This is a genomic window from Niallia laureatilytica, from assembly GCF_046613985.1.
GTDB lineage: Bacteria > Bacillota > Bacilli > Bacillales > Cytobacillaceae > Niallia.
Window position 1 is genome coordinate 49,843 of record NZ_JBKKHP010000009.1, and the last position, 21,841, is coordinate 71,683.

20 protein-coding genes are annotated in these 21,841 nt (G+C 39.1%); 16 read left to right on the top strand and 4 right to left on the bottom strand.

Annotated features, from left to right (window positions below):
- Positions 1-249: 249 nt before the first annotated feature.
- The 4 genes from zwf (at position 250) to ACLIJJ_RS19500 (ending at position 4,710) form a co-directional block, all read left to right on the top strand.
- Positions 250-1,752 (top strand): glucose-6-phosphate dehydrogenase, encoded by a 1,503-nt coding sequence (gene zwf / locus ACLIJJ_RS19485; protein ID WP_233316579.1) that lies wholly within the window; start codon positions 250-252, stop codon positions 1,750-1,752.
- 139 nt (positions 1,753-1,891) lie between these two features.
- On the top strand, positions 1,892-2,785 hold the full coding sequence (gene gnd / locus ACLIJJ_RS19490) for a phosphogluconate dehydrogenase (NAD(+)-dependent, decarboxylating) (protein WP_233316578.1): 894 nt from the start codon (positions 1,892-1,894) through the stop codon (positions 2,783-2,785).
- A gap of 128 nt (positions 2,786-2,913) precedes the next feature.
- Positions 2,914-3,900 (top strand): LLM class flavin-dependent oxidoreductase, encoded by a 987-nt coding sequence (locus ACLIJJ_RS19495; protein WP_411411493.1) that lies wholly within the window; start codon positions 2,914-2,916, stop codon positions 3,898-3,900.
- Between the two features lie 216 nt (positions 3,901-4,116).
- Positions 4,117-4,710, top strand: a complete 594-nt coding sequence (locus ACLIJJ_RS19500) for a nitroreductase family protein (RefSeq protein ID WP_233316576.1) — start codon at positions 4,117-4,119, stop codon at positions 4,708-4,710.
- Positions 4,711-4,757: 47 nt separating this feature from the next.
- Here the strand turns inward: ACLIJJ_RS19500 and ACLIJJ_RS19505 are convergent, their stop codons facing one another.
- Positions 4,758-5,843, bottom strand: coding sequence for a histidine kinase N-terminal domain-containing protein (locus tag ACLIJJ_RS19505; protein ID WP_411411494.1), 1,086 nt, complete (start codon positions 5,841-5,843; stop codon positions 4,758-4,760).
- A gap of 364 nt (positions 5,844-6,207) precedes the next feature.
- Between ACLIJJ_RS19505 and licT the strand changes: the two genes are divergently transcribed.
- Positions 6,208-7,053, top strand: coding sequence for a BglG family transcription antiterminator LicT (licT, locus tag ACLIJJ_RS19510; RefSeq protein ID WP_233316574.1), 846 nt, complete (start codon positions 6,208-6,210; stop codon positions 7,051-7,053).
- A gap of 45 nt (positions 7,054-7,098) precedes the next feature.
- Here the strand turns inward: licT and ACLIJJ_RS19515 are convergent, their stop codons facing one another.
- Positions 7,099-8,595 (bottom strand): MDR family MFS transporter, encoded by a 1,497-nt coding sequence (locus ACLIJJ_RS19515; RefSeq protein WP_411411495.1) that lies wholly within the window; start codon positions 8,593-8,595, stop codon positions 7,099-7,101.
- Between the two features lie 127 nt (positions 8,596-8,722).
- On the opposite strand from ACLIJJ_RS19515, the gene ACLIJJ_RS19520 reads away from it, so the two are divergent.
- The 9 genes from ACLIJJ_RS19520 to ACLIJJ_RS19560 all read left to right on the top strand — a co-directional run bounded on the left by ACLIJJ_RS19520 (position 8,723) and on the right by ACLIJJ_RS19560 (position 16,248).
- Entirely contained in the window at positions 8,723-9,367 is a 645-nt protein-coding gene (locus tag ACLIJJ_RS19520; RefSeq protein ID WP_233316572.1) for a TetR/AcrR family transcriptional regulator C-terminal domain-containing protein, read from the top strand.
- 193 nt (positions 9,368-9,560) lie between these two features.
- A complete protein-coding gene (locus ACLIJJ_RS19525) occupies positions 9,561-9,872 on the top strand; it encodes a PTS sugar transporter subunit IIB (protein ID WP_233316571.1) in 312 nt (103 codons plus the stop codon).
- Entirely contained in the window at positions 9,872-10,204 is a 333-nt protein-coding gene (locus tag ACLIJJ_RS19530) for a PTS sugar transporter subunit IIA (RefSeq protein WP_233316570.1), read from the top strand. The genes ACLIJJ_RS19525 and ACLIJJ_RS19530 overlap by 1 nt, the downstream gene beginning before the upstream one ends.
- 32 nt (positions 10,205-10,236) lie before the next feature.
- A complete protein-coding gene (gene celB / locus ACLIJJ_RS19535; protein WP_233316569.1) occupies positions 10,237-11,532 on the top strand; it encodes a PTS cellobiose transporter subunit IIC in 1,296 nt (431 codons plus the stop codon).
- 122 nt (positions 11,533-11,654) lie between these two features.
- The gene (locus tag ACLIJJ_RS19540; RefSeq protein ID WP_233316568.1) at positions 11,655-13,058 is read left to right on the top strand and encodes a glycoside hydrolase family 1 protein; all 1,404 of its coding nucleotides are present in this window, start codon (positions 11,655-11,657) and stop codon (positions 13,056-13,058) included.
- 306 nt (positions 13,059-13,364) lie between these two features.
- A complete protein-coding gene (locus ACLIJJ_RS19545; RefSeq protein ID WP_411411496.1) occupies positions 13,365-13,559 on the top strand; it encodes a hypothetical protein in 195 nt (64 codons plus the stop codon).
- Between the two features lie 35 nt (positions 13,560-13,594).
- Positions 13,595-13,864 (top strand): hypothetical protein, encoded by a 270-nt coding sequence (locus ACLIJJ_RS19550; protein WP_251644727.1) that lies wholly within the window; start codon positions 13,595-13,597, stop codon positions 13,862-13,864.
- Positions 13,865-14,177: 313 nt separating this feature from the next.
- Entirely contained in the window at positions 14,178-15,137 is a 960-nt protein-coding gene (locus ACLIJJ_RS19555; RefSeq protein ID WP_233316566.1) for an acetylxylan esterase, read from the top strand.
- A gap of 103 nt (positions 15,138-15,240) precedes the next feature.
- Positions 15,241-16,248 (top strand): LacI family DNA-binding transcriptional regulator, encoded by a 1,008-nt coding sequence (locus ACLIJJ_RS19560; protein WP_233316565.1) that lies wholly within the window; start codon positions 15,241-15,243, stop codon positions 16,246-16,248.
- A 50-nt stretch (positions 16,249-16,298) separates the two neighbouring features.
- Here the strand turns inward: ACLIJJ_RS19560 and ACLIJJ_RS19565 are convergent, their stop codons facing one another.
- On the bottom strand, positions 16,299-17,225 hold the full coding sequence (locus ACLIJJ_RS19565; protein WP_411411497.1) for an ROK family protein: 927 nt from the start codon (positions 17,223-17,225) through the stop codon (positions 16,299-16,301).
- 32 nt (positions 17,226-17,257) lie between these two features.
- A complete protein-coding gene (locus ACLIJJ_RS19570) occupies positions 17,258-19,486 on the bottom strand; it encodes an alpha-galactosidase (protein WP_233316563.1) in 2,229 nt (742 codons plus the stop codon).
- Between the two features lie 518 nt (positions 19,487-20,004).
- On the opposite strand from ACLIJJ_RS19570, the gene ACLIJJ_RS19575 reads away from it, so the two are divergent.
- Positions 20,005-20,889 (top strand): carbohydrate ABC transporter permease, encoded by an 885-nt coding sequence (locus tag ACLIJJ_RS19575; protein WP_233316562.1) that lies wholly within the window; start codon positions 20,005-20,007, stop codon positions 20,887-20,889.
- An 18-nt stretch (positions 20,890-20,907) separates the two neighbouring features.
- Complete coding sequence (locus tag ACLIJJ_RS19580) at positions 20,908-21,795, top strand: carbohydrate ABC transporter permease (RefSeq protein ID WP_233316561.1); 888 nt, start codon at positions 20,908-20,910, stop codon at positions 21,793-21,795.
- The last annotated feature ends 46 nt before the right edge of the window (positions 21,796-21,841 follow it).

The window sequence follows — 21,841 nt, forward strand, 5'->3', positions numbered from 1 at the left end:
AGCTTCATTTTGCCGTAAAAAAACTTCCTTTAATTTCTAATGGGAATTATTTGTTAATAATACTTGATAAGTAAGCAATATCTTACCAAGAATGAGGAAGTGTCCGTTTGGGGAAAATACTTCGCGTAGCGAAGTTGTTGTAATTGACATGAAAAACTAACAGGCTTATTATTGTTATGATAAATAACTAAGGTAATAAAAAGTAACTCATATAACCAATCAATGGTTTTAGATATGGAGGTTTAAGTGATGGAATCAATGACATTTGTGTTGTTTGGTGCGACAGGTGATCTTGCGAAGAGAAAAATATATCCTGCACTTTTCAATTTATATTTAGACAATAAGCTGCCGCAGGCCATCTCCGTTTTCGGATTAGGAAGAAAAGAATTCACGGATGCTACTTTCCAAGAGCATGTGCGAAACTCAATCGAAACTTTTTCGAGAAGAAAAGCTGCGGACGAAGAACAATTGGAGGCATTTATTGAAAGCTTCCGTTACAGCATCCTGGATGCAACGAAAATAGAGGATTATCAAACACTGTTGGAAAAGGTGGAAAAGCGGGAAGCTGAACTGAACATACCACAAAATCGCATGTTCTATCTGTCTGTTGGGCCAGAGTTCTTTGATCTCATCGCCTTAAACCTGAAGGAAAGCGGTTTGGGTAATACGGCTGGATGGAAGAAATTGATTATTGAAAAGCCATTCGGTCATGACCTTGCGTCAGCTAGAGAGTTGAATGAGAGATTGAGTAAAGCATTCCAAGAGGAAGAAATCTATCGCATTGACCATTATTTAGGGAAGCCTATGGTTCAAAATCTTGAAGCATTGGAATTTGCGAATCCTGTTTTGCAGGCATTATGGAATAAACAGCATATTGCAAATGTCCAAATAACAGCAAGTGAGATGGTAGGAGTAGAAGAAAGGGCTGGCTATTACGATCATGTCGGTGCTCTTCGTGATATGGTGCAAAACCATATGCTGCAAATGCTGATGATGACTGCTATGCATACTCCAGAAAAGGTAGGTCCAGAGCAAATTCGTGCAGAGAAGCGAAAAGTAATGGAAGCTCTTCGTCCAGTCAAGGGAGAGGATATTGCCGAAAATATTGTCAGGGGACAATACAGCAGTGGCGAAGTGAATGGCCAAGCTTCTGTGAGCTATCGAGATGAGCCGAATATTAAAGAAAATTCTCATACAGATACATTTATAGCAGCGCGGATTTGGATTGACAATGAGATGTGGGAAGGGGTCCCATTCTATATTAGAACAGGGAAGAAGATGCAGGAAAAATCAACCCGTATTGTCATTGAATTCAAGGATACCCTTAAAAATCTCTATGAAGAGAAAAAGGATCAAGTTGCACCTAATTTGTTGATTATTGAAATCAGCCCGAATGAAAATATTAAATTAACACTTAACAGCAAGAGCCCATTCGAAAATGGAAAAATGGATCAGGTTGAAATTGATCTCTCAGATGTTCCAAAAGACGTTCCAGAGGCATATGAACGGTTGATTTTTGATGCAATTAAGGGAGATTCTACTTTCTTTGCTCATTGGAATGAAGTGGAATTATCTTGGGAATGGGTACAGCCGATTTTAGATGCATTTGAACAAAATGAGGTTCCGCTTCATTTCTATCCAGCTGGCTCAAATGGACCAGAAGCATCTGATAAACTGCTTGCCGAAAATGGATATAAATGGTGGTTGGACAGCAAGCCGGAAAGCTTAAGTAAATTAGTTTCGATGACATAACATAGCGGCATTGGAATTGGAACATGATATAGGTATTATCAACTGTCTCACATTGTTCGTATAAGGTTTCAAACATTGCCAATATGTTAGGCTTCGTAATAATACATTTTTTTCACAGTTAATCAGGAGGGGTTTAATAATGAAAGTTGGTTTAATTGGTTTAGGGAAGATGGGTCTAAATTTAGGGAAAAATTTATTGGATAATAAACATCAAGTTTCAGCCTTCGATTTAAATCCAAGCGCTGTATCCGAAATGAAGGAATATGGTGCGGATGGAACGACTAGCTTAACAGAGCTTGTTCAATCATTGGAAACACCGAGAGTGCTTTGGATTATGGTACCTCATAATGTGGTCGATTCTGTAATAGGTGAGATGGCTCCATTATTAGCTAAAGGAGATATTGTAATTGAGGCTGGAAATTCCCATTACAAAGAATCAATCCGCAGATATAATGAGCTGAAGGAATTTGGTGTGCACTTTATGGATGTTGGTACATCCGGCGGTATGGCAGGAGCAAGAAACGGCGCATGCTACATGATTGGCGGCGATCAAGCTGCATGGGATGTAGTTGAACCGATATTCCGTGATACTGCTGTTGAAAATGGCTATTTCTTTGCTGGTAAAGCCGGCAGCGGACACTTCTTGAAAATGGTCCATAATGGAATTGAATACGGCATGATGGCAGCTATCGGAGAAGGATTTGAAGTACTGGAGAAAAGTGAATTCGACTACGATTATGAAAAGGTTGCAAAGGTTTGGAACAACGGTTCTGTTATTCGCTCATGGCTGATGGAATTGACAGAGAATGCATTCTCTAAAGATGCTAAATTAGATGAGATTAAAGGGATTATGCATTCTTCAGGAGAAGGAAAATGGACAGTTGAAACAGCACTTGATTTACAAGCAGCAACTCCTGTTATTGCCATGTCGCTTCTAATGCGCTACCGTTCACTTGAGAACGATACATTTACAGGTAAAGTTGTAGCGGCACTTCGCAATGAGTTCGGCGGGCATGCGGTCGAAAAGAAATAAGAAAAAGTTTAAACCTTTAAGCAGGCTTGCTTAAGGGTTTTTTTTACATGAGCACGTTTTAAGTATATCCCTGCAAATCAGTTTATAATAATAGAAGCAAATAAAAGTTGATCGGAGGAGCAGGGAGATTGAGATTAAGTGTATTAGATCAATCCGTGATCAGCAGTGGGTCGACAGCTCATACTGCCTTAAAGAATACAGCAGCATTAGCACAAATAACGGAAGAACTAGGATTTGAACGTTTTTGGGTGGCAGAGCATCATAATGCGAACGGCATTGCAGGCACCTCACCAGAAGTGCTGATTTCCCATATAGCCGCAAAGACAAAGCGCATTAAAGTAGGCTCAGGCGGTGTACTGCTGCCCCAATACAGTCCTTATAAAGTAGCAGAGAACTTTAAGGTGCTCGAAGCTTTGTATCCAAATCGTATCGATTTAGGAATTGGCAGGTCCCCAGGAGGATCTCCTGAGACACGGCTAGCCTTAACGGATGGCATTCGGAAAAGCTTAAATGAATTCCCAAGGCAAGTGCAGGATTTGCAGAAATTCATTGTTGGCAATCAACAGGATAAGCATACTGTTACTGCTTACCCTGTTCATGAAAGCTTTCCTGAAATGTGGATGCTTGGAGTGTCCCATCGCGGTGCAAGACTAGCAGCAGAACTGGGGTTAGCTTTTACCTTTGGTCATTTCATTGCACCATTGAATGGAAGAAGGGCAATGGATTATTATTACAAATATTTTCAGCCGTCTGTTCATGCAAGCAAGCCGAAAGCCAATATTTGCACTTTTGTTATATGTGCAGATACTACTGAAAAAGCAGAACAAATGGCTGCGAGTCTAGATATATGGCTGCTGGCACTTGGTAAAGGGGAAGCGAATGCAGAAATTCTCAGTCCGGAACAGGTTAACCGCAAAGTTCTGTCACCAGACGATAAAAAAGCGATAAAGGAAAATCGCCGGAGAATGATTATCGGTACTAAAGAAACTGTTCGGTCAGAGCTTCTTCGTCTTAGTGAGCTTTATAACACAGAGGAATTTATGGTTTTGACTAATGTTTACAAGTTTGAAGATAAGGTGAGATCTTATGAACTGTTGGCAGAAATAGACTTTTAAGGGAGTAAAAAACCTGAAAGAAAAATTTTTTCAGGTTTTTTCTGTCTGTAAGAAGAAAAAGTTGACATTATTTTCTAGAGTGTTATAATAATTTTATCTTGAAGTAGAGATATGTTATGTTGAGATATCTCGCTGAGTAATTATGAATGATAACCGTTATTTACATTTACATAGTTAAAGGTAGGATAACGAAATAACTTTTGGAGGGTAATCAAAATGAGTATTTTAGAAACAATTAAAAACCGCCGTTCTTATTATGCAATCAGCAAAGAACAGGTTGTATCTGATGAAAAAATTCAACAAATTGTGAATGAAGCAGTACTTCATACTCCTTCTTCTTTCAATTCTCAAAGCACAAGAGTGGTTGTTCTTTTAAACGATAATCATGATAAAGTTTGGGATATTACAGCAGCAGAGCTAAAGAAAATTGTACCTGCAGAGAACTTTGCATCAACAGAAGAAAAGCTGAACAGCTTTAAGGCTGGCTACGGAACAGTATTGTTCTTCGAAGACCAAGAAGTTATTGAAGGCTTGCAAAAAGCATTTGAATTGTATGCAGAAAACTTCCCAGTATGGGCAAACCAAACAAATGCAATGCATCAATTAGTAATTTGGACAGCGCTTGAAGAGGTTGGATTTGGTGCATCCTTGCAGCACTACAACCCATTGATTGACGAAGCTGTTGCAGCAGAGTGGAATATTCCTTCTACATGGAAGCTTATCGCTCAAATGCCATTCGGTAAACCAACTGCACAACCAGGTGAAAAAGAATTCAAGCCATTAGAAGATCGTGTGAAATTCTACAAATAATAAAAGAAGAGTGTGCAGAGTCTCTGCACACTTTTTTGCTTCTTACTTTAAGATGATATCGGATGATGAATGAAAAAAGAGGTCCAATTCTCGTCAGACTTACAATAAATAGTGCCGCCGATTTTTTCAATAATTTGTTTACAGACGAATAAGCCAATCCCTGTCCCAAGCTCTTTTGTTGTGTAGAACGGTTCGAAAATAGTCTTTGTGTTTTCCTCTTCAATCATCGGGCCATTATTGGAAATAACAAAGATTACTTCTTTAGCATTCTTTGTGGTGCTTATCCTTAATTCTCTGCTGGAGGACCTTTGCTTTAATGCATCAATTGAATTCATTATCAGGTTGAGCAACACCTGTTTTAATTCGTCTTTAAACGTATAAAGGAAGAGCGGCTTCGCTTTATCGATTGTCAGATTAATTTTGTTATCAACTGTGCTCGCATAGCAAAGCTGCTTTAAATTATCAAAAAGCAGATCAATCGCAACATTCTCCTTCCCTTTTTTAACGATTTCCGTTTTGGAGGTATGAAGAAATTGTGTAATTCTGAAATTCAATTCGTTCAGTTCATGTTGAATAATATCCAAGTATTTTAAATCAGGGTATTCATCGCGCAAGATTTTATTGAACCCGATTATGGCTGTAAGGGGGTTTCTAAATTCATGAACAAAGCTGGAGGAAATTTGTCCAAGAATCGCAAGCTTATCCATATGGTTTTCATTGATATATTTAGTTTTCGTATGCAGTTCCCGATTTTTTAGCTGGGTGTACCTTTTCACTGCATGATAGCAGAAAGAATCAAATAGACTGTTTAGATTGTTGACGAAAGATTCTAATTCATGGTGCGGCAGCTGTGCTTGAAAGCAATATTTAATCAGAATGCTTCTGCCTGTATTTACGTTAAAGATGAAATCGCCAATATTAATGCCGGCTTCAAGCCGTTGTTTGCCAACCTTATAGGCAAACTCTTGGAGCTCAGCTTCGGAATAAGTATCTGACAATGCCTTTATGAGAAGTCCATACATCGTCACAGCATTTTTCTCAATTTCCGCCTTATGAGGATCATCGTTTTCAAAGACGGACATATTAATCCATTCATTGATAAATGTAGACTGGTGTTCTATTAGAAATAACATAAGCTTATTTTGTTGGTCGTTTATTAGCAAAACAAACCCTCACTTTGCTTTTTTTTAAGGATAATGATTGTTTTAAGTAACTTATTCGACGCACCAAAAGAAATACCTTTTTGAAATTCTTTTTGCGTTCTTCTAAATGATTAGTGGAATAATTTAGAAGGGAAAAAGCGGTTTTTTCTAGTAATATTGATGCATAATATTCTTGCAATAGAAAACGTTATCATCTATAATAGGTTTAGTAAGGATTGTTACTGTTAGGCAGGCAAAACCTGAATCAACTAAACTTATGGAGCAAAGCAGTTTATCTATGAGTTTATTTGGTTCGGGTTTTTTTATGATAAAATTCGAAGGAAAAGTGATTAGAATGAAAATTTTAAAAGTATTTAATAATAACGTCGCTTTGACTAGAGACCTTAATTCTACGGAAATGGTAGTGATGGGCAAGGGACTTGCATTTCAGAAAAAGGTCGGAGATGAAATAGATGAAGAGAAAGTGCAAAAGGTATTTGTCTCGCCTTCGGAAAACTTCGCGGCCAAGCTTTCTGAGCTTTTAAATGAAATTCCTTATGAGATTATGTCACTTTCAAAAGACATTATTGAGCTTGCAGAGAGGGAATTGCATACAGAGCTGAACGATTCGTTGTATTTATCGTTATCGGATCATATCCACTTTGCCATTACGAGAATTAAAAATGACATCCCCATCAAAAACGCATTAATGTGGGAAGTGAAGAAGTTTTATAAAGCCGAATATCATGTTGCCCGCATTGCTCTTGGACTGATTAAGGAAAGAACAGGTATGGAGCTCCCGGAAGATGAGGTTGCCTCCATCGCACTGCATATCTTTAATGCAAGGCAAGATAATACTGGCTTGGAAGAAACCGTAACGATGACAAATATCGTTAAAGATGTGACGAATATCGTTAAATATCATTATGGAATAGACTTTAATGAGGAATCAGTCAATTACAGCCGGTTCGTTACACATTTGCGCTATTTTGCCTACCGTATGCTGCGCGGAGAAATAAATGATGAGCATAATGACGCTCTTTATAACCAAGTCAAAAGACAATATGCCGAAGCATATAAATGTACAATGAAGGTTGCCGATTACTTGGAAAAGGAATATTCCATGAAAATGACGAAGGATGAGCTTGCCTACTTCATGATTCATATCCACCGAGTGTCAATAAGAGAGAAAAAGATTTAACAGCAAAAGGACCACTGTTTCTGTACAGTGGTCCCTTTCTGCTTTTTAGCCTTGTTGATTTAATTTCGAATCGGTAATTTTTTCTTTGCTCATGAACAGGATAAACACAAATGACAGCAGCAGGGGAACAAAGGTCCACAGGAAAGTTGTGCTGATTGAGTCTGCGAGTACATCTGTAATCTGCTTCAGAATATCTGCAGGGATATGTGCTCTTGCTTCAGGTGAGAGAATACTTCCGCTTTCTGCGCTGCCTGCTCCTTCCTGCATCGATGCCGGAAGTCCGTCTGTAAAGCTGTTTCTTTGAATTACTCCGAAAACAGTAATTCCCAATGTCATGCCAAGTGACCGGAGAAAATTGCTTGTCGAGCTGGCAATTCCGCGCTGCTGCGGTAAAGCTTTCTGCAGCGCAGCCATTCCAAGCACCGAGAATGAGGGTCCTACTCCAAGTCCAATTACCATCATATAGATAGTAACAGCTAAGCGTGGTGTGCTTGGTTCAAGGGTGCTTAACAAATATGTTCCGACAGCCATGATGATTCCGGAGGTAAGCATGATGGATCGATAGCTGAATTTATTGGCAAGTGATCCGCCAAGTGCTGCTGCAATACTTGATGTTACCATCATTGGCAAAAGAAGCAGCCCTGAGTTGGTAGCCGTTCCACCAGTTACTCCTTGGATATAAAGGGGGATATAGATAGTTGAGACCATAAATACACCGCCGTAAAACATGCCTGTTAATACAGTTGTTGTATAAAGACGTTCTTTAAATAAGTTGAATGGCAAAATCGGATCTTTCGCCAATCTTTCCACTACAAGAAAGATGATAAAGCAGACAGCAGATAGACAAAACAGGGAAATGATTTGCCATGAAATCCATGAATAGGATTCTCCGCCTAGTTCCAGTCCAAACATTAAAGCTATTGTAAAGCCGAGCAAAAATATGAATCCGAACCAATCAATGAATTGTTTCGTATGTGTTTTAGATTCTTTATAAAAAATAACGATTAATGCTAATGCGATAATTCCGATTGGAATGTTAATAAAGAAGATCCAGCGCCAATCGAATTGCTCTGTAATAAAGGATCCTAATAAAGGACCGGCGATGCTCGATAACCCAAAGACAGCTCCGAAAATACCGCTCATTTTACCGCGGACCTCACGAGGCACGACATCCCAGATAATAGTGAAAGCGATAGGCATCAAGGCGCTTCCGCCAATTCCTTGAATTGCCCTGTAAATACATAGCTGTATCATCGAGTCTGCCATTCCGCAAAGGACAGAGCCAGCTAGAAATAGGAGAATTCCAAATACAAAAAACTTCTTTCTGCCATACATATCTGATAATTTCCCGAATATCGGCATACCTGCCATCTCTGCAACTAAATAAGCGGAAGTAACCCAAACATATTTATCCATTCCGCCTAAGTCACCGATAATGGAACCCATGCTAGTGGCTACGATTGTGTTGTCAAGAGACGCAACAAAAATACCAAGCATTAAAGCAATCATAACAGGAACTAATTTTGTCTGATTAGAAGACATACAGTATAACCCTCTTTTCTTATTTAACAGTGTTAAATGAACAATATGCAGTTTAACATGGTTAAATAGGTTAGTAAAGAATTATTGCCACAAATAATATACAATATAAGTATAAGAGGTGACTTTCATGACGAGAAAAAATGTCAGCAAAGAAACGATAACAGATGCGGCCCTTGAGCTGCTTCATGAAAACGGCTTATCGCATGTGACGATGCGAAATGTTGCAGCTAAGCTGAAAATAAAGGCCCCAGCCTTATATTGGTATATAAAAAATAAACAGGAGCTATTGCAGCTGCTTGCTGAATACATATCAAGCCAATTTGAATTTCCGGAAGAATGCAAAAGCTGGGAGGAAGAAATTGAGTTATTCTCCCTTGAATTAAGGAGAGTATTATTGTCTGTTCCCGATGGAGCAGAAATAATGATGGATACATTGCCTGTAACAAGGCAGCGGTTGCTGCTGATTGACAGGACATTCGCCATTTTTCACCGAGCAGGCTTGCAAGAGGACAAAATTTTTCAGGCCGTTAACAATATCAATACATATGTGACGGCATACGTACTCGACGAGCAAAAACAGCAAAGACTGCTTGAAGAAATTGGATTTGAAGCAATCCAAGAGAAGTTCTCCCAAGCTATTGCCGAAATTTCAAAAGAAGAAGCTCCATATATTTATCACCATTTTCTTTCGCCAAATGAAGGTTTGAAGTCAAAGGATGACTTCCTATTAAGTTTACGGGTGATGATAAAAGGACTGCAGCAGATACAATAGGAAGAAAGAGAACTACAGAAGGTGCCATCTTGGCATCTTTTTTTTGTCTATTTTCAAATAATGAAAATGATTACATTTTATTTTTTAAATGTATAGACAAATAGTATTAAATGATTATAATAATAAATGTAAGCGGTTTTTGAAAACGATTTAGTGAAATAGAATATATAAAAGATAAAGGAGCATGATCGATATGAAAAAGATATTACTAGCTTGCAGTGCAGGAATGTCTACTAGTTTACTAGTTACAAAGATGGAAGAACATGCAAAATCAGTTGGAGCAGATGCAAAAATTTGGGCTGTCGGTCAGGACAAAGCTAAGCAAGATATGGCTGAAGCAGATGTAGTTTTGATTGGGCCGCAAATGAGCTTCTTGAAGGGTGAACTTCAAAAAGCAGCAGATCAATATGGAATTAAAGTAGATGTTATCGACATGATGGCATATGGCTTGGCAGACGGTAAAAAAGCGTATGAACAAGCACTTGCTTTAATGGGTGATAAGTAATGGAAAAGATTGATGTTAATACATTAACGGCAGAACAAATCAATTTCATGCTTATCCTTCACAGCGGCAATGCAAGAAGCAAAATCATTGAAGCACTCCGTGAGTATCGTTCTGGTAACCCGGAAGCAGCAGACGAGCTGCTTGTACAGGCAGAGGCAGATTTAAGTGTTGCTCATGAAATTCACTTTAAGCTTGTTCAGCAGGAGGCATCTGGAAACAAGGTGGAATTCGCTCTTCTTCTAATGCATGCAGAAGACCACTTAATGTCTACGCTTTCCATGAAGGAGCTTGTTAAGGAATTGCTGGAAATTTTTAAAGAAAAGAAATTATAAACATTACTGTATATCCAAAGGGGGAGAATCCTGTGTTTGAAAAATTAAGCAAATATTTGGTGCCAATAGCAGGGAAATTAAATAACAACCGTTATTTAACTGTTCTGCGTGACGCATTTATGCTGTCATTTCCGTTGACAATTTTCGGGTCCATTTTTGTCGTACTGACAAACCTGCCATTCTTGAAAAAATTCATGAGTGCTGATTCTATTGCAACCTTCCAATCATTATTTGGAATTGCCAACTCTGCAACAATGGGCATCATGTCTGTGTTCGTCGTGTTTGGTATCGGTTATTACCTGTCCAAAAGCTATAATGTGGAGGCTGTGTTTGGCGGTGCAATCGCACTTGTTTCTTTCTTATTATTAACGCCATTCGTCGTTCAGCCTGAGACAGGTGATGCTATTTCCGGGGTTATTCCTGTCGATCGCCTCGGTGCGAAGGGCATGTTCCTTGGTATGATTACAGCATTTATTGCCGGTGAAATTTATCGTACAATCGTGCAAAAGAATATCACTATTAAGATGCCTCCTGGTGTACCGCCAGCAGTGGCAAAATCGTTTGCAGCATTGATTCCTGCCGTTCTTACATTGACTTTCTTCTTGCTTGTGAATGTTATTGTAACAGCAGCTTTCGATACAAATCTGCATGATGTTATTTATAAAGCAATTCAAGCACCGCTTGTAGGCTTGGGCAGCGGCATCATTCCGACACTTATTGCCGTATTCTTCATTCAGATTCTATGGTTCTTTGGTCTTCATGGTCAAATTATCATCAACTCTGTAATGGATCCAATTTGGAACACACTTCAAGTGGAAAACTTGACTGCATATACGAGCGGACAAGAAATCCCTCATATCATTTCAAAACCGTTCATGGAGATTTATACAGTCGGCATGGGTGGTACAGGTATGACACTTGCAGTAGTATTTGCAATCCTTGTATTCATGAAGAGCAAGCAGATGAAGCAAGTAGCAAAACTTGGACTTGGACCTGGTATTTTCAACGTAAATGAACCGATTATCTTCGGTTTGCCAATAGTTATGAACCCATTGATTGTAGTGCCTTGGATTATTTCGCCAATGATTGTTACATTAGTAACCTATTTTGCAATGTCAACTGGAATTGTTCCGCCGCCTACTGGCGTTACCGTGCCATGGACTGTGCCATTCTTCATCAACGGCATCATGGCTACTAACTCCCTTGCAGGAGGACTGATGCAGCTTGTCAATATGGCGATTGTATTTGCAATCTGGTTCCCATTCCTGAAAGTCATTGACCGTGTCAATGTGAAGAAGGAAGAAGAAGAAATGAATAAAGCATCTTAATATAACTCAATTGTAGAAGGGAGGAAGCAGAGTATTGGCTTTAGCGGCAGCAAAGCGCAGTATTCCTGCTTTTTCCTATAAGCAATACATCTTAGATAGGTTTTTGAAAGGGGAATTACGCAATGACTGTAAATAATGAAGTGAAATATCGTTTTCCAGATAATTTTTGGTGGGGATCTGCTGCATCTGCAACACAAACAGAGGGAGCAGCTAATGTTGACGGAAAAGGACAAAATATATGGGATTACTGGTACGAACAACAGCCAGAACGTTTTTTTGATGGAGTTGGGCCATCAGATACATCACAATTTTATGTAAAGTATAAGGAAGATATTAAACTAATGAAGGAAATTGGCCATAACTCCTTCCGCATGTCTATTTCTTGGTCAAGGCTTTTCCCAGAGGGTAAAGGAGAAATAAACCCGAAAGCAGTTGAATTCTACAATAATGTTATTAATGAATTCATTGAAAATGGCGTAGAGCCATTTGTCGGCTTGTTTCACTTCGATATGCCAATGGAACTGCAGAAAATCGGAGGTTGGGCAAACAGAGAAGTGGTTGATGCATATGTAGCTTATACTGGCACTTGCTTCGAGCTGTTTGGGGACCGTGTGAAAAAATGGTTTACTCATAATGAACCAATCGTTCCAGTAGAAGGCGGTTATTTGTATGACTTCCACTATCCAAATGAAGTAGACTTTAAGAAGGCTGTCCAAGTCGGCTATCATACAATACTTGCAAGTGCAAAAGCAATTCAAGCCTATAAAAAACAAGGACAAGATGGAAAAATTGGTATCGTTCTAAACTTAACACCATCATATCCGCGCAGCCAAAATCCGGCAGATGTAAAAGCCTCTGTGCTTGCTGATGCCTTCTTTAACAGATCGTTTCTTGATCCGTCTGTGAAAGGGGAATTCCCGCAGGAGCTTGTTGATATTCTTAAAGAGGAAGGCTTTATGCCTGAAATAGAGGATGGAGATTTGGAAATCATCCGCAACAATACAGTCGACTTGCTTGGTGTCAATTACTACCAGCCAAGACGAGTGAAAGCAAAAGAGCATCTTCCAAATCCAGAAGCTCCATTTATGCCAGATCGCTATTTTGATAACTATGTGATGCCGGGCAGAAAAATGAATCCTCACCGCGGCTGGGAAATCTATGAAAAAGGAATATATGATATTCTTATTAATTTGAAAGATAACTACGGCAATATTGAATGCTTTATCTCAGAAAATGGGATGGGTGTTGAAGGAGAAGAAAAGTTCCGTGATCCTAATGGAATCATTCAGGATGATTACCGGATTGAATTCATTTCAGGCCATCTTAAATGGGTTCATCAAGCAATCGAGGAAGGTTCTAACGTAAAAGGATATCATCTATGGACATTCATGGATAACTGGTCTTGGACAAATGCTTACAAGAACAGATATGGCTTTGTGTCTGTTAATCTTGAAAAAGACGGAGAACGCACAATTAAAAAGAGTGGACAATGGTTTAAAACAGTCGCAGAAAATAACGGCTTCTAATATGGTTGAAAAAAGTGGTTTCGTATAGAAATCACCTCGTATAGTAGAAAAGCCCCAGTCAAATTAAACATTCGACTGGGGCTTTTTAGCTTTAAGCCTAAAATTCAAACAGGTGTATTATGTCATAAATGGTAGTTCTTTTAATCTTATTGACCGGTATTAAAATATAACATGTTAAAGTGATTAATTTATATTCAGCCTTGGTCTAAATTAATATGACTTATTTGTGAAATCAAGCTTACGAAACATTATGACCTTTTTGTGAACGCAAAGGATTTGGGTAGTGAGAGAAAGAAACTATTTGATATGAAAGAGTCAATAAGGAAATGGAAAAAAGCTATTAAAGTATTTCTTCTAATTAAAGTAACAAATAATTTTATAGGAGTTACTGATACTATTGAAAATAAGGCATACCGTGGAATCAATACATTGTATCTAGTATGCCTAATTGGGTGGCAAACGGAAATTGCAAAAACGTTAACGATGGTTATTCCCATTTAATTTTTAATAAAATATAGTTTATTGGAAGGATTTGCATGGTGGAAAAATCTCCTTGGTATTTAAGAAAAAAATTTCTATATTGCATTTGCATTCTTACGCCACCAATTGGCTATATTGTATTGGTGACAAATTTAAAAAAATTGAAACAAGAGGAAAAAATTAATCTTCTAACCATATCTACTATTATGATGTCTATATGGGTATTGAAATTTTTGCCTAAAAATATTGAGTTATATGTTTGTAGTTTTATTCTAGCTATATTATTTGGTAATGATATTTTAGAGCGAATTAAAGGGAAAAAATAATAGAATGCACAATGAAGTAAAAAAGGCCACTTGAAGCAGAAAGTTTGCCGAGAAGCGGTGCTTATCCGCGGAAAGCGAGCGTAGACTTCGGAGAACTCTCAACCGCTTTAAAATAAAAATAACTTAAAAACACTAGGTTTGTCGGCAGTCAGAAGTGATTTCACATAGAAATCACTTTTTTATTTTGCATTCTAGGAAACTTTCTCTCTATTGACGGTTAACTTCATAACGTTTTATAATTAAGTTATCGTTTAAGTTAAACAAAATGATAACGCATACATAAAATCGTGAAAATAAAATGGAGGAATGCCTGATGAAATTCGATATGCCCTTGGATGCACTGAATCAATACAAAGGAATAAATCCAAAGCCAGCTGATTTTGATGCTTATTGGAACTTAGGCCTGCAAGAATTAAATGAGCACTCGTTAGAATACGAGTTAATCCCAGCTGCATTCGAAAGCAGGGTGGCAGAATGTTATCATTTATACTTTACAGGTATCAATGGTGCGAAAGTGCATTGCCAGCTTGTCCGACCAAAAGGGCAAACAGAGAAAGGTCCTGGTTTGCTTTGGTTTCATGGCTATCATGTGAACAGCGGTGACTGGATTGATAAAATCGGCTATGCTGCTGAAGGATATACGATTCTGGCGATGGATTGCCGCGGACAAGGCGGGCTTTCTGAAGATACTCTTCAAGTAAAGGGCACAACATTAAAAGGGCATATCATCAGAGGGATAGATGAAGAGGATACAGCCAAACTGTATTACCGCAATGTTTATTTAGATACGGTTCAGGCAGCTAGAATTTTGTTTGCGATGGAGAAGGTTGATGAATCAAGAGTGGGCGCTTACGGTGCCTCACAAGGCGGAGCCCTGGCGGTTGCTTGTTCAAGTCTTGAGCCTCGAATCAGGAAAACAGCTGCTGTCTACCCGTTTCTTTCCGACTTTAAAAGGGCATGGGAGCTTGATATAGCGAGTTCTGCTTATGAAGAAATTCATTATTACTTCAAATTTATTGATCCTAATCATGAGCGGGAGGAAGCGGTATTCGAAAAATTAGGGTATATAGATATCCAGCATCTTGCTGACAGAATCAAGGCGGATGTATTGTGGGCAACAGGGATGGAGGATGAGATTTGTCCGCCTTCTACGCAATTTGCAGCCTACAATAAAATTCAATCAGATAAGAAGATGCTGATCTATTTTGAGTATGGCCATGAGTATATAAGGACATTAGGAGACAAAGTACATGCCTTTTTTGCGGATATGTAGTCTGCATGATTTGCTTTTGGATGTAGAAAATGCGAATCTTATAGTATAGTATTTCCATGAATGTATTATGTTGTTAGAACTATTTTATATCGGAGGAATTTTTGTGAGAAGCAATGTTACGATGCGTGACATCGCCAATAAATTAGGTGTCAGCAGTGTGACTGTCTCCAAAGCGCTAAATGATAAAGATGGGGTCAGTGAAGAATTAAAAGAGAAAATAAAGCAATTGGCAGATGAGATGGGCTACCGTTTTAATACACATGCAAAGTCAATCAAGGATGGGCTGTCTTACAATTTAGGTATTGTCATTCCAGAGCGCTTCACAGGGAAGACACAATCATTCTATCTGCAATTTTATCAAATGTTGACAAGAATCCTTGATGGCTATCATTACTCTGGCATCCTTTATATTTTGGGTCAGGAGGATGAGGACCAGCTAGTATTGCCGCGAATCTACAGTGAGAAAAAGGTCGACGGCTTCATTATTCTTGGGCAGATCGGCAACGATTATGTGAAAGAGATACAGAAGATTGACAGTCCTGTAATCTTTTTAGACTTTTACACAGATCAAAACGAAATTGATTCTGTGCTGACAGACAATTTCTTCGGCGGTTTTGAATTAACGAATTACCTTGTGGAAAACGGCCACAAAAAAATTGCCTATGTCGGCAACATATATGCGACTAGCAGCATACAAGACAGATTTCTAGGCTACTACAAGTCGCTGTTAGAGCATCGAATTGAATTGAGGCAGGATTATATTATTAATGATCGTGATGAGCGAGGCAGATATATTGATATAAGCTTTCCTGATGACATGCCGACAGCGTTTGTATGCAATAATGATGAGATTGCCTATAATCTGATTAACAACCTGCAAAAAAACGGCTATCAAGTACCGGATGACTGCTCAGTTGTCGGCTTTGATAATTCGATTTACGCTGCTTTAACGGAGCCGCTGCTCACAACGGTTGAGGTAAATATTAAAGAAATGTCAAAGGCTGCTGTAAAAATAATAATGGAAAAGCTTCATAATCCTAATGAAAAATACGGCAGAACCTTAATTAATGGCAAGATTATTCATCGCAATTCAGTGAAAAGCCTTAAGTAAACAAAAAGAGGGGAGTCTGTAAGCTATCGCTTATAAACCCCCTCTTTTTGTTATGCTTCCACCGATTCAGGTGCTTGGCATTGCAAATAGTGATATAGTGCTCCAAGCAGGTTAGCATCATTTTTAAATTGGCAGGACTCAATGATTGGTCTAATTTTTGCAGCCTGCACAGATTCGAGCAGAAGATCGATTTTTTTGTAGATTTGCACAATCAAATCATCTCTATTGCTGATGGCTCCGCCGAGGATAATCTTTTCTGGATCGTACACATACTGGATATTATAAATACCTTGCGCCAAGCGGAGATAAAATTCATCAATTTCTTCTAGGCAAATCTCATCCCCTTCTGCAGCTTTCTCGAAGATTAATTTTCCATTCAGTTCACTTGGCTTCATGCCTTTGCGTTTGGCGACATTTTTAACTAAAGCGCCTGTGGCAGCTAGCTGGCTCCATGTTTGGAAGGCTGTTTTTCCGTCTTCCTTTACTACTTGCAGCACCATATAGCCTATTTCTCCGCCATGGAGATTGGCGCCTTTATGAATGCGGCGGTTTTTAATAATCGCTCCGCCTATCCCTGTGCCAATGATTGTAAACAGCACATTTTCGTTTTCCTTTGCCGCACCCTTCCAGACTTCTCCTAATGCAGCGCAATTCGCATCATTTTCCAGCTCAACAGGAAGTCCTGTCGCCTCACTGAAAATGGTTTTAAAATTAGGTCCGTGAATACAGGGAAGTGCGCTGGAACCGCCGATAATGCCTGTATCGCTTTCGACTCCACCTGGACAGCTGAAGGCAATCCCTGCAACTTGATGCTTTACCTTGTTCTCCAGCACTGTCTCAATGATTGTTTCCTGGAACAGGCTGAAATCTGAGTCGGAAACTGGCAGTTCGCCTTTTTCGATAAATTCGCCATCGTCCTTCATAACAGCGAATTTAATCATACTGCCTCCAACGTCGAAAACCATATAATTCGTCATGTGATGTCCTCCTAAAAATCGAGTTGTTTATTTTAAGCTTCAGTCAAGATAAACAAGCAGGAAGCAAAGTCGCTAGGCTTCTCCCGCTGCCAGTAGTCTTGTGCACGGTCAGTATAATCCTCGGAAAGCAGAATGCCGACATTCATGAGCTCATCCCCATAATGCTGTGTGTTTCTGCCTTCAATGGAATATAGTTTGTCAGGATCAAGTCCTGTCAGCTTAAGCCTGTGATAACGTTCGTTTGGCTTAGCGAGGATTTTATAATAGCCGACAATTGCTTTTTTCTTATCGTTTGCGACAACCATCCAAGATACCTCGTTGGAATCAAACGGTGATAATATACGGTGGAAATTTCCCTTTTGGATAAAGTCTCTGTGTTCTTTCATGAAAGCAGTCTGCTGTTTGACTTTTTCTTTCTCTTCATCGTTAAGCTTGGTTATGTCCAATTCGTAACCAAATGTGCCAAAGTAAGCGACATTCGCCCGTGTGTCCAATGGTGTCATCCGTCCAACTTGGTGGTTTGGAACAGTAGACACATGGCTGCCAATGGAAGAGAGCGGATAGACGAAGCTTGTGCCATACTGAATTTTTAAACGCTCGACAGCGTCTGTATTATCGCTCGCCCAAGCTTGCGGTGCATAATAAAGCAAACCGGGATCAAATCGGGCGCCTCCGCCGGCACAAGATTCAAACAGGATTTTTGGGTATTTCGCCAGAAGCATCTCGTACAGTTTGTATACACCAAGGATGTAGCGATGGCTCACTTCTCCTTGCTGATCAATTGGCAGGTTAGTTGAGTAGGCTTCTGTCATGTATCTGTTCATATCCCATTTGATATAGCTAATTTCAGCATTTTCAATTATCTCATCCATGAGTTTGAAAATATGCTGCACCACTTCATCTCTGCTGAAATCTAGAATAAATTGGTTGCGCCCATGTGAAGACATGCGGCCAGGTGTTGCAATAATCCAGTCAGGATGTTCTTTAAACAGCTTAGTATCTTTACATACCATTTCTGGTTCGAACCATAAACCGAATTTCATTCCCAGTAGGTTAATTTTCTCAGACAATCCTTTAATACCGCCGGGAAGCTTCTGATCATTTGCAAACCAGTCACCAAGAGAGGAGGTATCGTCATTCCTGTTGCCAAACCAGCCATCATCAAGGACAAACAGCTCAATACCCAACTTTTGGGCTGTTTCAGCTATAGAAAGAATCTTTTCTTCATTGAAATCAAAATAAGTAGCTTCCCAATTGTTAATAAGAATAGGTCTGGCACGATCCCGCCAATAACCTCTCGCCAGACGCTCGCGATATAACTGATGAAATGTTTGGCTCATTCCATTTAAGCCTTCATCTGTATATACCATAATACATTCTGGTGTCTGGAATGTTTCGCCAGGATTAAGCTTCCAGCTGAATTGGAACGGATTAATGCCCATCATAATACGGGAAACTCCATATGTATCAACCTCTGCTTGTGCAAGGAAATTACCGCTGTAACAAAGGCTGAAACCATAAACATCCCCTGTATGCTCTGTCGTGTCGAAGCGCTTAAATGCGGCAAAGGGATTATGGGCATGACTGCTTGCACCTCTTGAGCTGTACACCGATTGAATCCCGGGGGATAAAGGACGGATTTCCATATGTGCCTCTCTTGCCCATGCACCTGCAAGACTAATCATCTCGAATTGGTCATCAGGCAAATCGACAGATGCACTCATCGCTGAATCGAGAAAGAAGGGACTGCCAGATGTATTATGGAACCTCGCACTTCTGCAAATAACATTGCGATCACGAAATATCGTATAGCTGAGGAGGAGACTTGCCTGAAGCACGCTGTCGTAAAGAGTTATTTCTAATGTGTCTGCTTCGGCTTCTGCCTCTGTATACACAGCAGGGAGGTTTTCAAGTGCTGGTTTACCTTTGATAAGCTTATAGCTTTCATAACAAAAGTTTGTTACCTTGCTGCCGATGTTATCTGTGATCATATGGGCTGGCTGCCTGTAGTCAGTTGTCCCAAAGCTCGGATATTCCTGCTTAATATGCTCGAAGGAGGAAGTATGATCATGTTCAAATAAATTGCAGGATGGCCGTATCTCCCTTTCAATTAAATGCCTAAAAGACGCACGGTGACGAATTCTTTTTCCATAATACAAATGCTCAAGCTGGTTGGATTTCTCTAGCACTCTGAAAATATAGCTGATTTTGTCGTTACACAAATGAAATTCCTTCGTTTCTAGATTTACATGGATTGCCATTATCACTGCACCTCGCCATTTGGAATGAAAACCCTTACAACATTATATGTTTGATTGTATCAATTATAAATATGGAAGACAATAAGTATTTGAATTAATTTAAGTAATCGGTAATCTTATAGAAAGTATCATTAACTTAACTGTAGAAATTGGCTTAAGTGTATAGATAATCTCCTATATATAAAAGCTTTTTTGTTATAGGTATAAATACGCATGTTGGAGAAGTACGAGGGTTGTACTGACTATTTTAGGTTACTAAACTAATTTAATTACTTAATAAGTTTAAAAAAATTTAGGTAAAATACTTTAAAAATATATTGATAATTTTGAATTGAGAAGTTAATATGTAATTGTAGTTGAAAAGGCTTACATAACTTTATTTGTAAGTTAAATAACTGACAAAAAGTAGTTACATGATGGTTAAAGTATTGCGTTTTTTAAGATAAAGAAAAAGGGGGGGAGTGATTTAGCAAGCAAGAATTGCAGTTGGTGATTTTATCAAATGGAAGGTGAAGCAAATGAATAAATCGAGAACTTTATTGTTTTACTTATTTATTTTGCCATGGCTGATCGGCTTTTTCGTCTTTACGGCTGGCCCGATGGTGTATTCCCTATACATGTCCTTTACTGATTACTCAGGACTTGGGGCAGCGAATTGGGTCGGGTTAGAAAACTATAAAAAGCTGTTTACTGAAGATCCGCTGTTTTGGCAGTCATTATGGAATACCTTCTTTTATACAATTGTCGGCGTTCCTCTTGGTTTAGTTGTCGGTTACATGCTTGCTGTCTTGCTGAACACAAAGGTGAGATTTATGGGGGTATTCCGGACAATCTTTTATTTACCTTCCTTAGTGCCAACAGTTGCCAGCTCGTTGCTATGGATATTAATCTTTCAGCCGGATTTCGGTATTGCGAACAGCATCCTGTCCTTTTTTCATTTGCCGACATCAAATTGGCTGTTAAGTGAAAGCATGGTAAAGCCGACACTGATTATTATGAGCTTATGGGGTGCTGGCGGCGGTATGGTTATTTATCTCGCAGGACTTCAAAGTGTTCCCGCATCTCTGTATGAAGCAGCCGAACTGGATGGGGCAGGTAAATTCCATAAGTTCTGGAATATTACCATCCCGATGACTTCTAATGTTATCTTCTTCAATCTGATTATGGGGCTGATTGGTTCTTTTCAGATATTCACACAAGCCTATGTTGTCAGCAGCGGCAATGGCGGACCAAACTATAAATCTCTGTTTTATGTATTCTATTTATACCAGGATGCCTTTAAGTTCTTTAAGATGGGGTATGCGTCTGCACTCGCCTGGATTTTATTCATTATCATTCTTATCTTCACATTAATTCAGTTTAAAGTATTTGGGAAAAAGGTGTATTACGAATACGATGAATAAGGAAAGTGAGGGGCAGTTATGGAAATAACACCTGCGAAGCCGACTGCTGCAATGAAAGCAAAGAAACTGCGCAGCATGAAGAAAGGAAGAAAAGCGGAAAAGGCACTTACTTACTTTTTACTTATTGCACTTTCTATTCTCTTTTTATTCCCTTTTTTGTGGCTGATTGGAACTTCTGTAAAACCGGAAAATGAAGCAATGGCATTTCCACCGACATTGCTGCCAAAGGAATGGGATTTAGCGAACTATAAAGAAGTATTTACATTAGTGGACTTTGGGCAGTATTACATGAACTCTATTATTGTCACTGTATGTGTAGTTATTGGGACAGTTGTTTCTTCTACAATCGTCGCATACGGTTTTGCAAGGATAAAAGGGAAAGGACGGAATTTCTGGTTTGTGCTTTTGCTTGGAACAATGATGCTTCCGCCACAAGTAACGATGATTCCTGTCTATATGATTTTTTCTAAGCTGGGGTGGGTTAATACGTTCCTGCCGCTAATTGTTCCATCTTTCTTTGGTAGCGCTTACTTCATCTTTTTACTGCGTCAATTTTTTAAGACAATCCCAAAGGAGCTAGAAGAGAGTGCCTATCTCGATGGCTGTGGTCCTTTCGGTATTTTCTGGAGAATTATCGTTCCGTTATCAGTTCCTTCTATTATTACTGTCGCTTTGTTGAGCTTTATGTGGACGTGGAATGACTTTCTTAATCCATTAATCTATTTAAATGATGATTCCAAATATACGCTTGCACTGGGAATTCTGCAATTTAAAGGGGCTCTCTTAATTCAATGGGGACCGATGATGGCAGCGAGCGTCTTTATTATCTTACCGCTTATTATCATTTTCTTTGTTGGTCAAAAGTACTTTGTCCAAGGAATTGCTACAACAGGCGGAAAGGGCTAATCTATGGTATCACTTGGATAAATGAATCTCATTTATCCGTTATCCA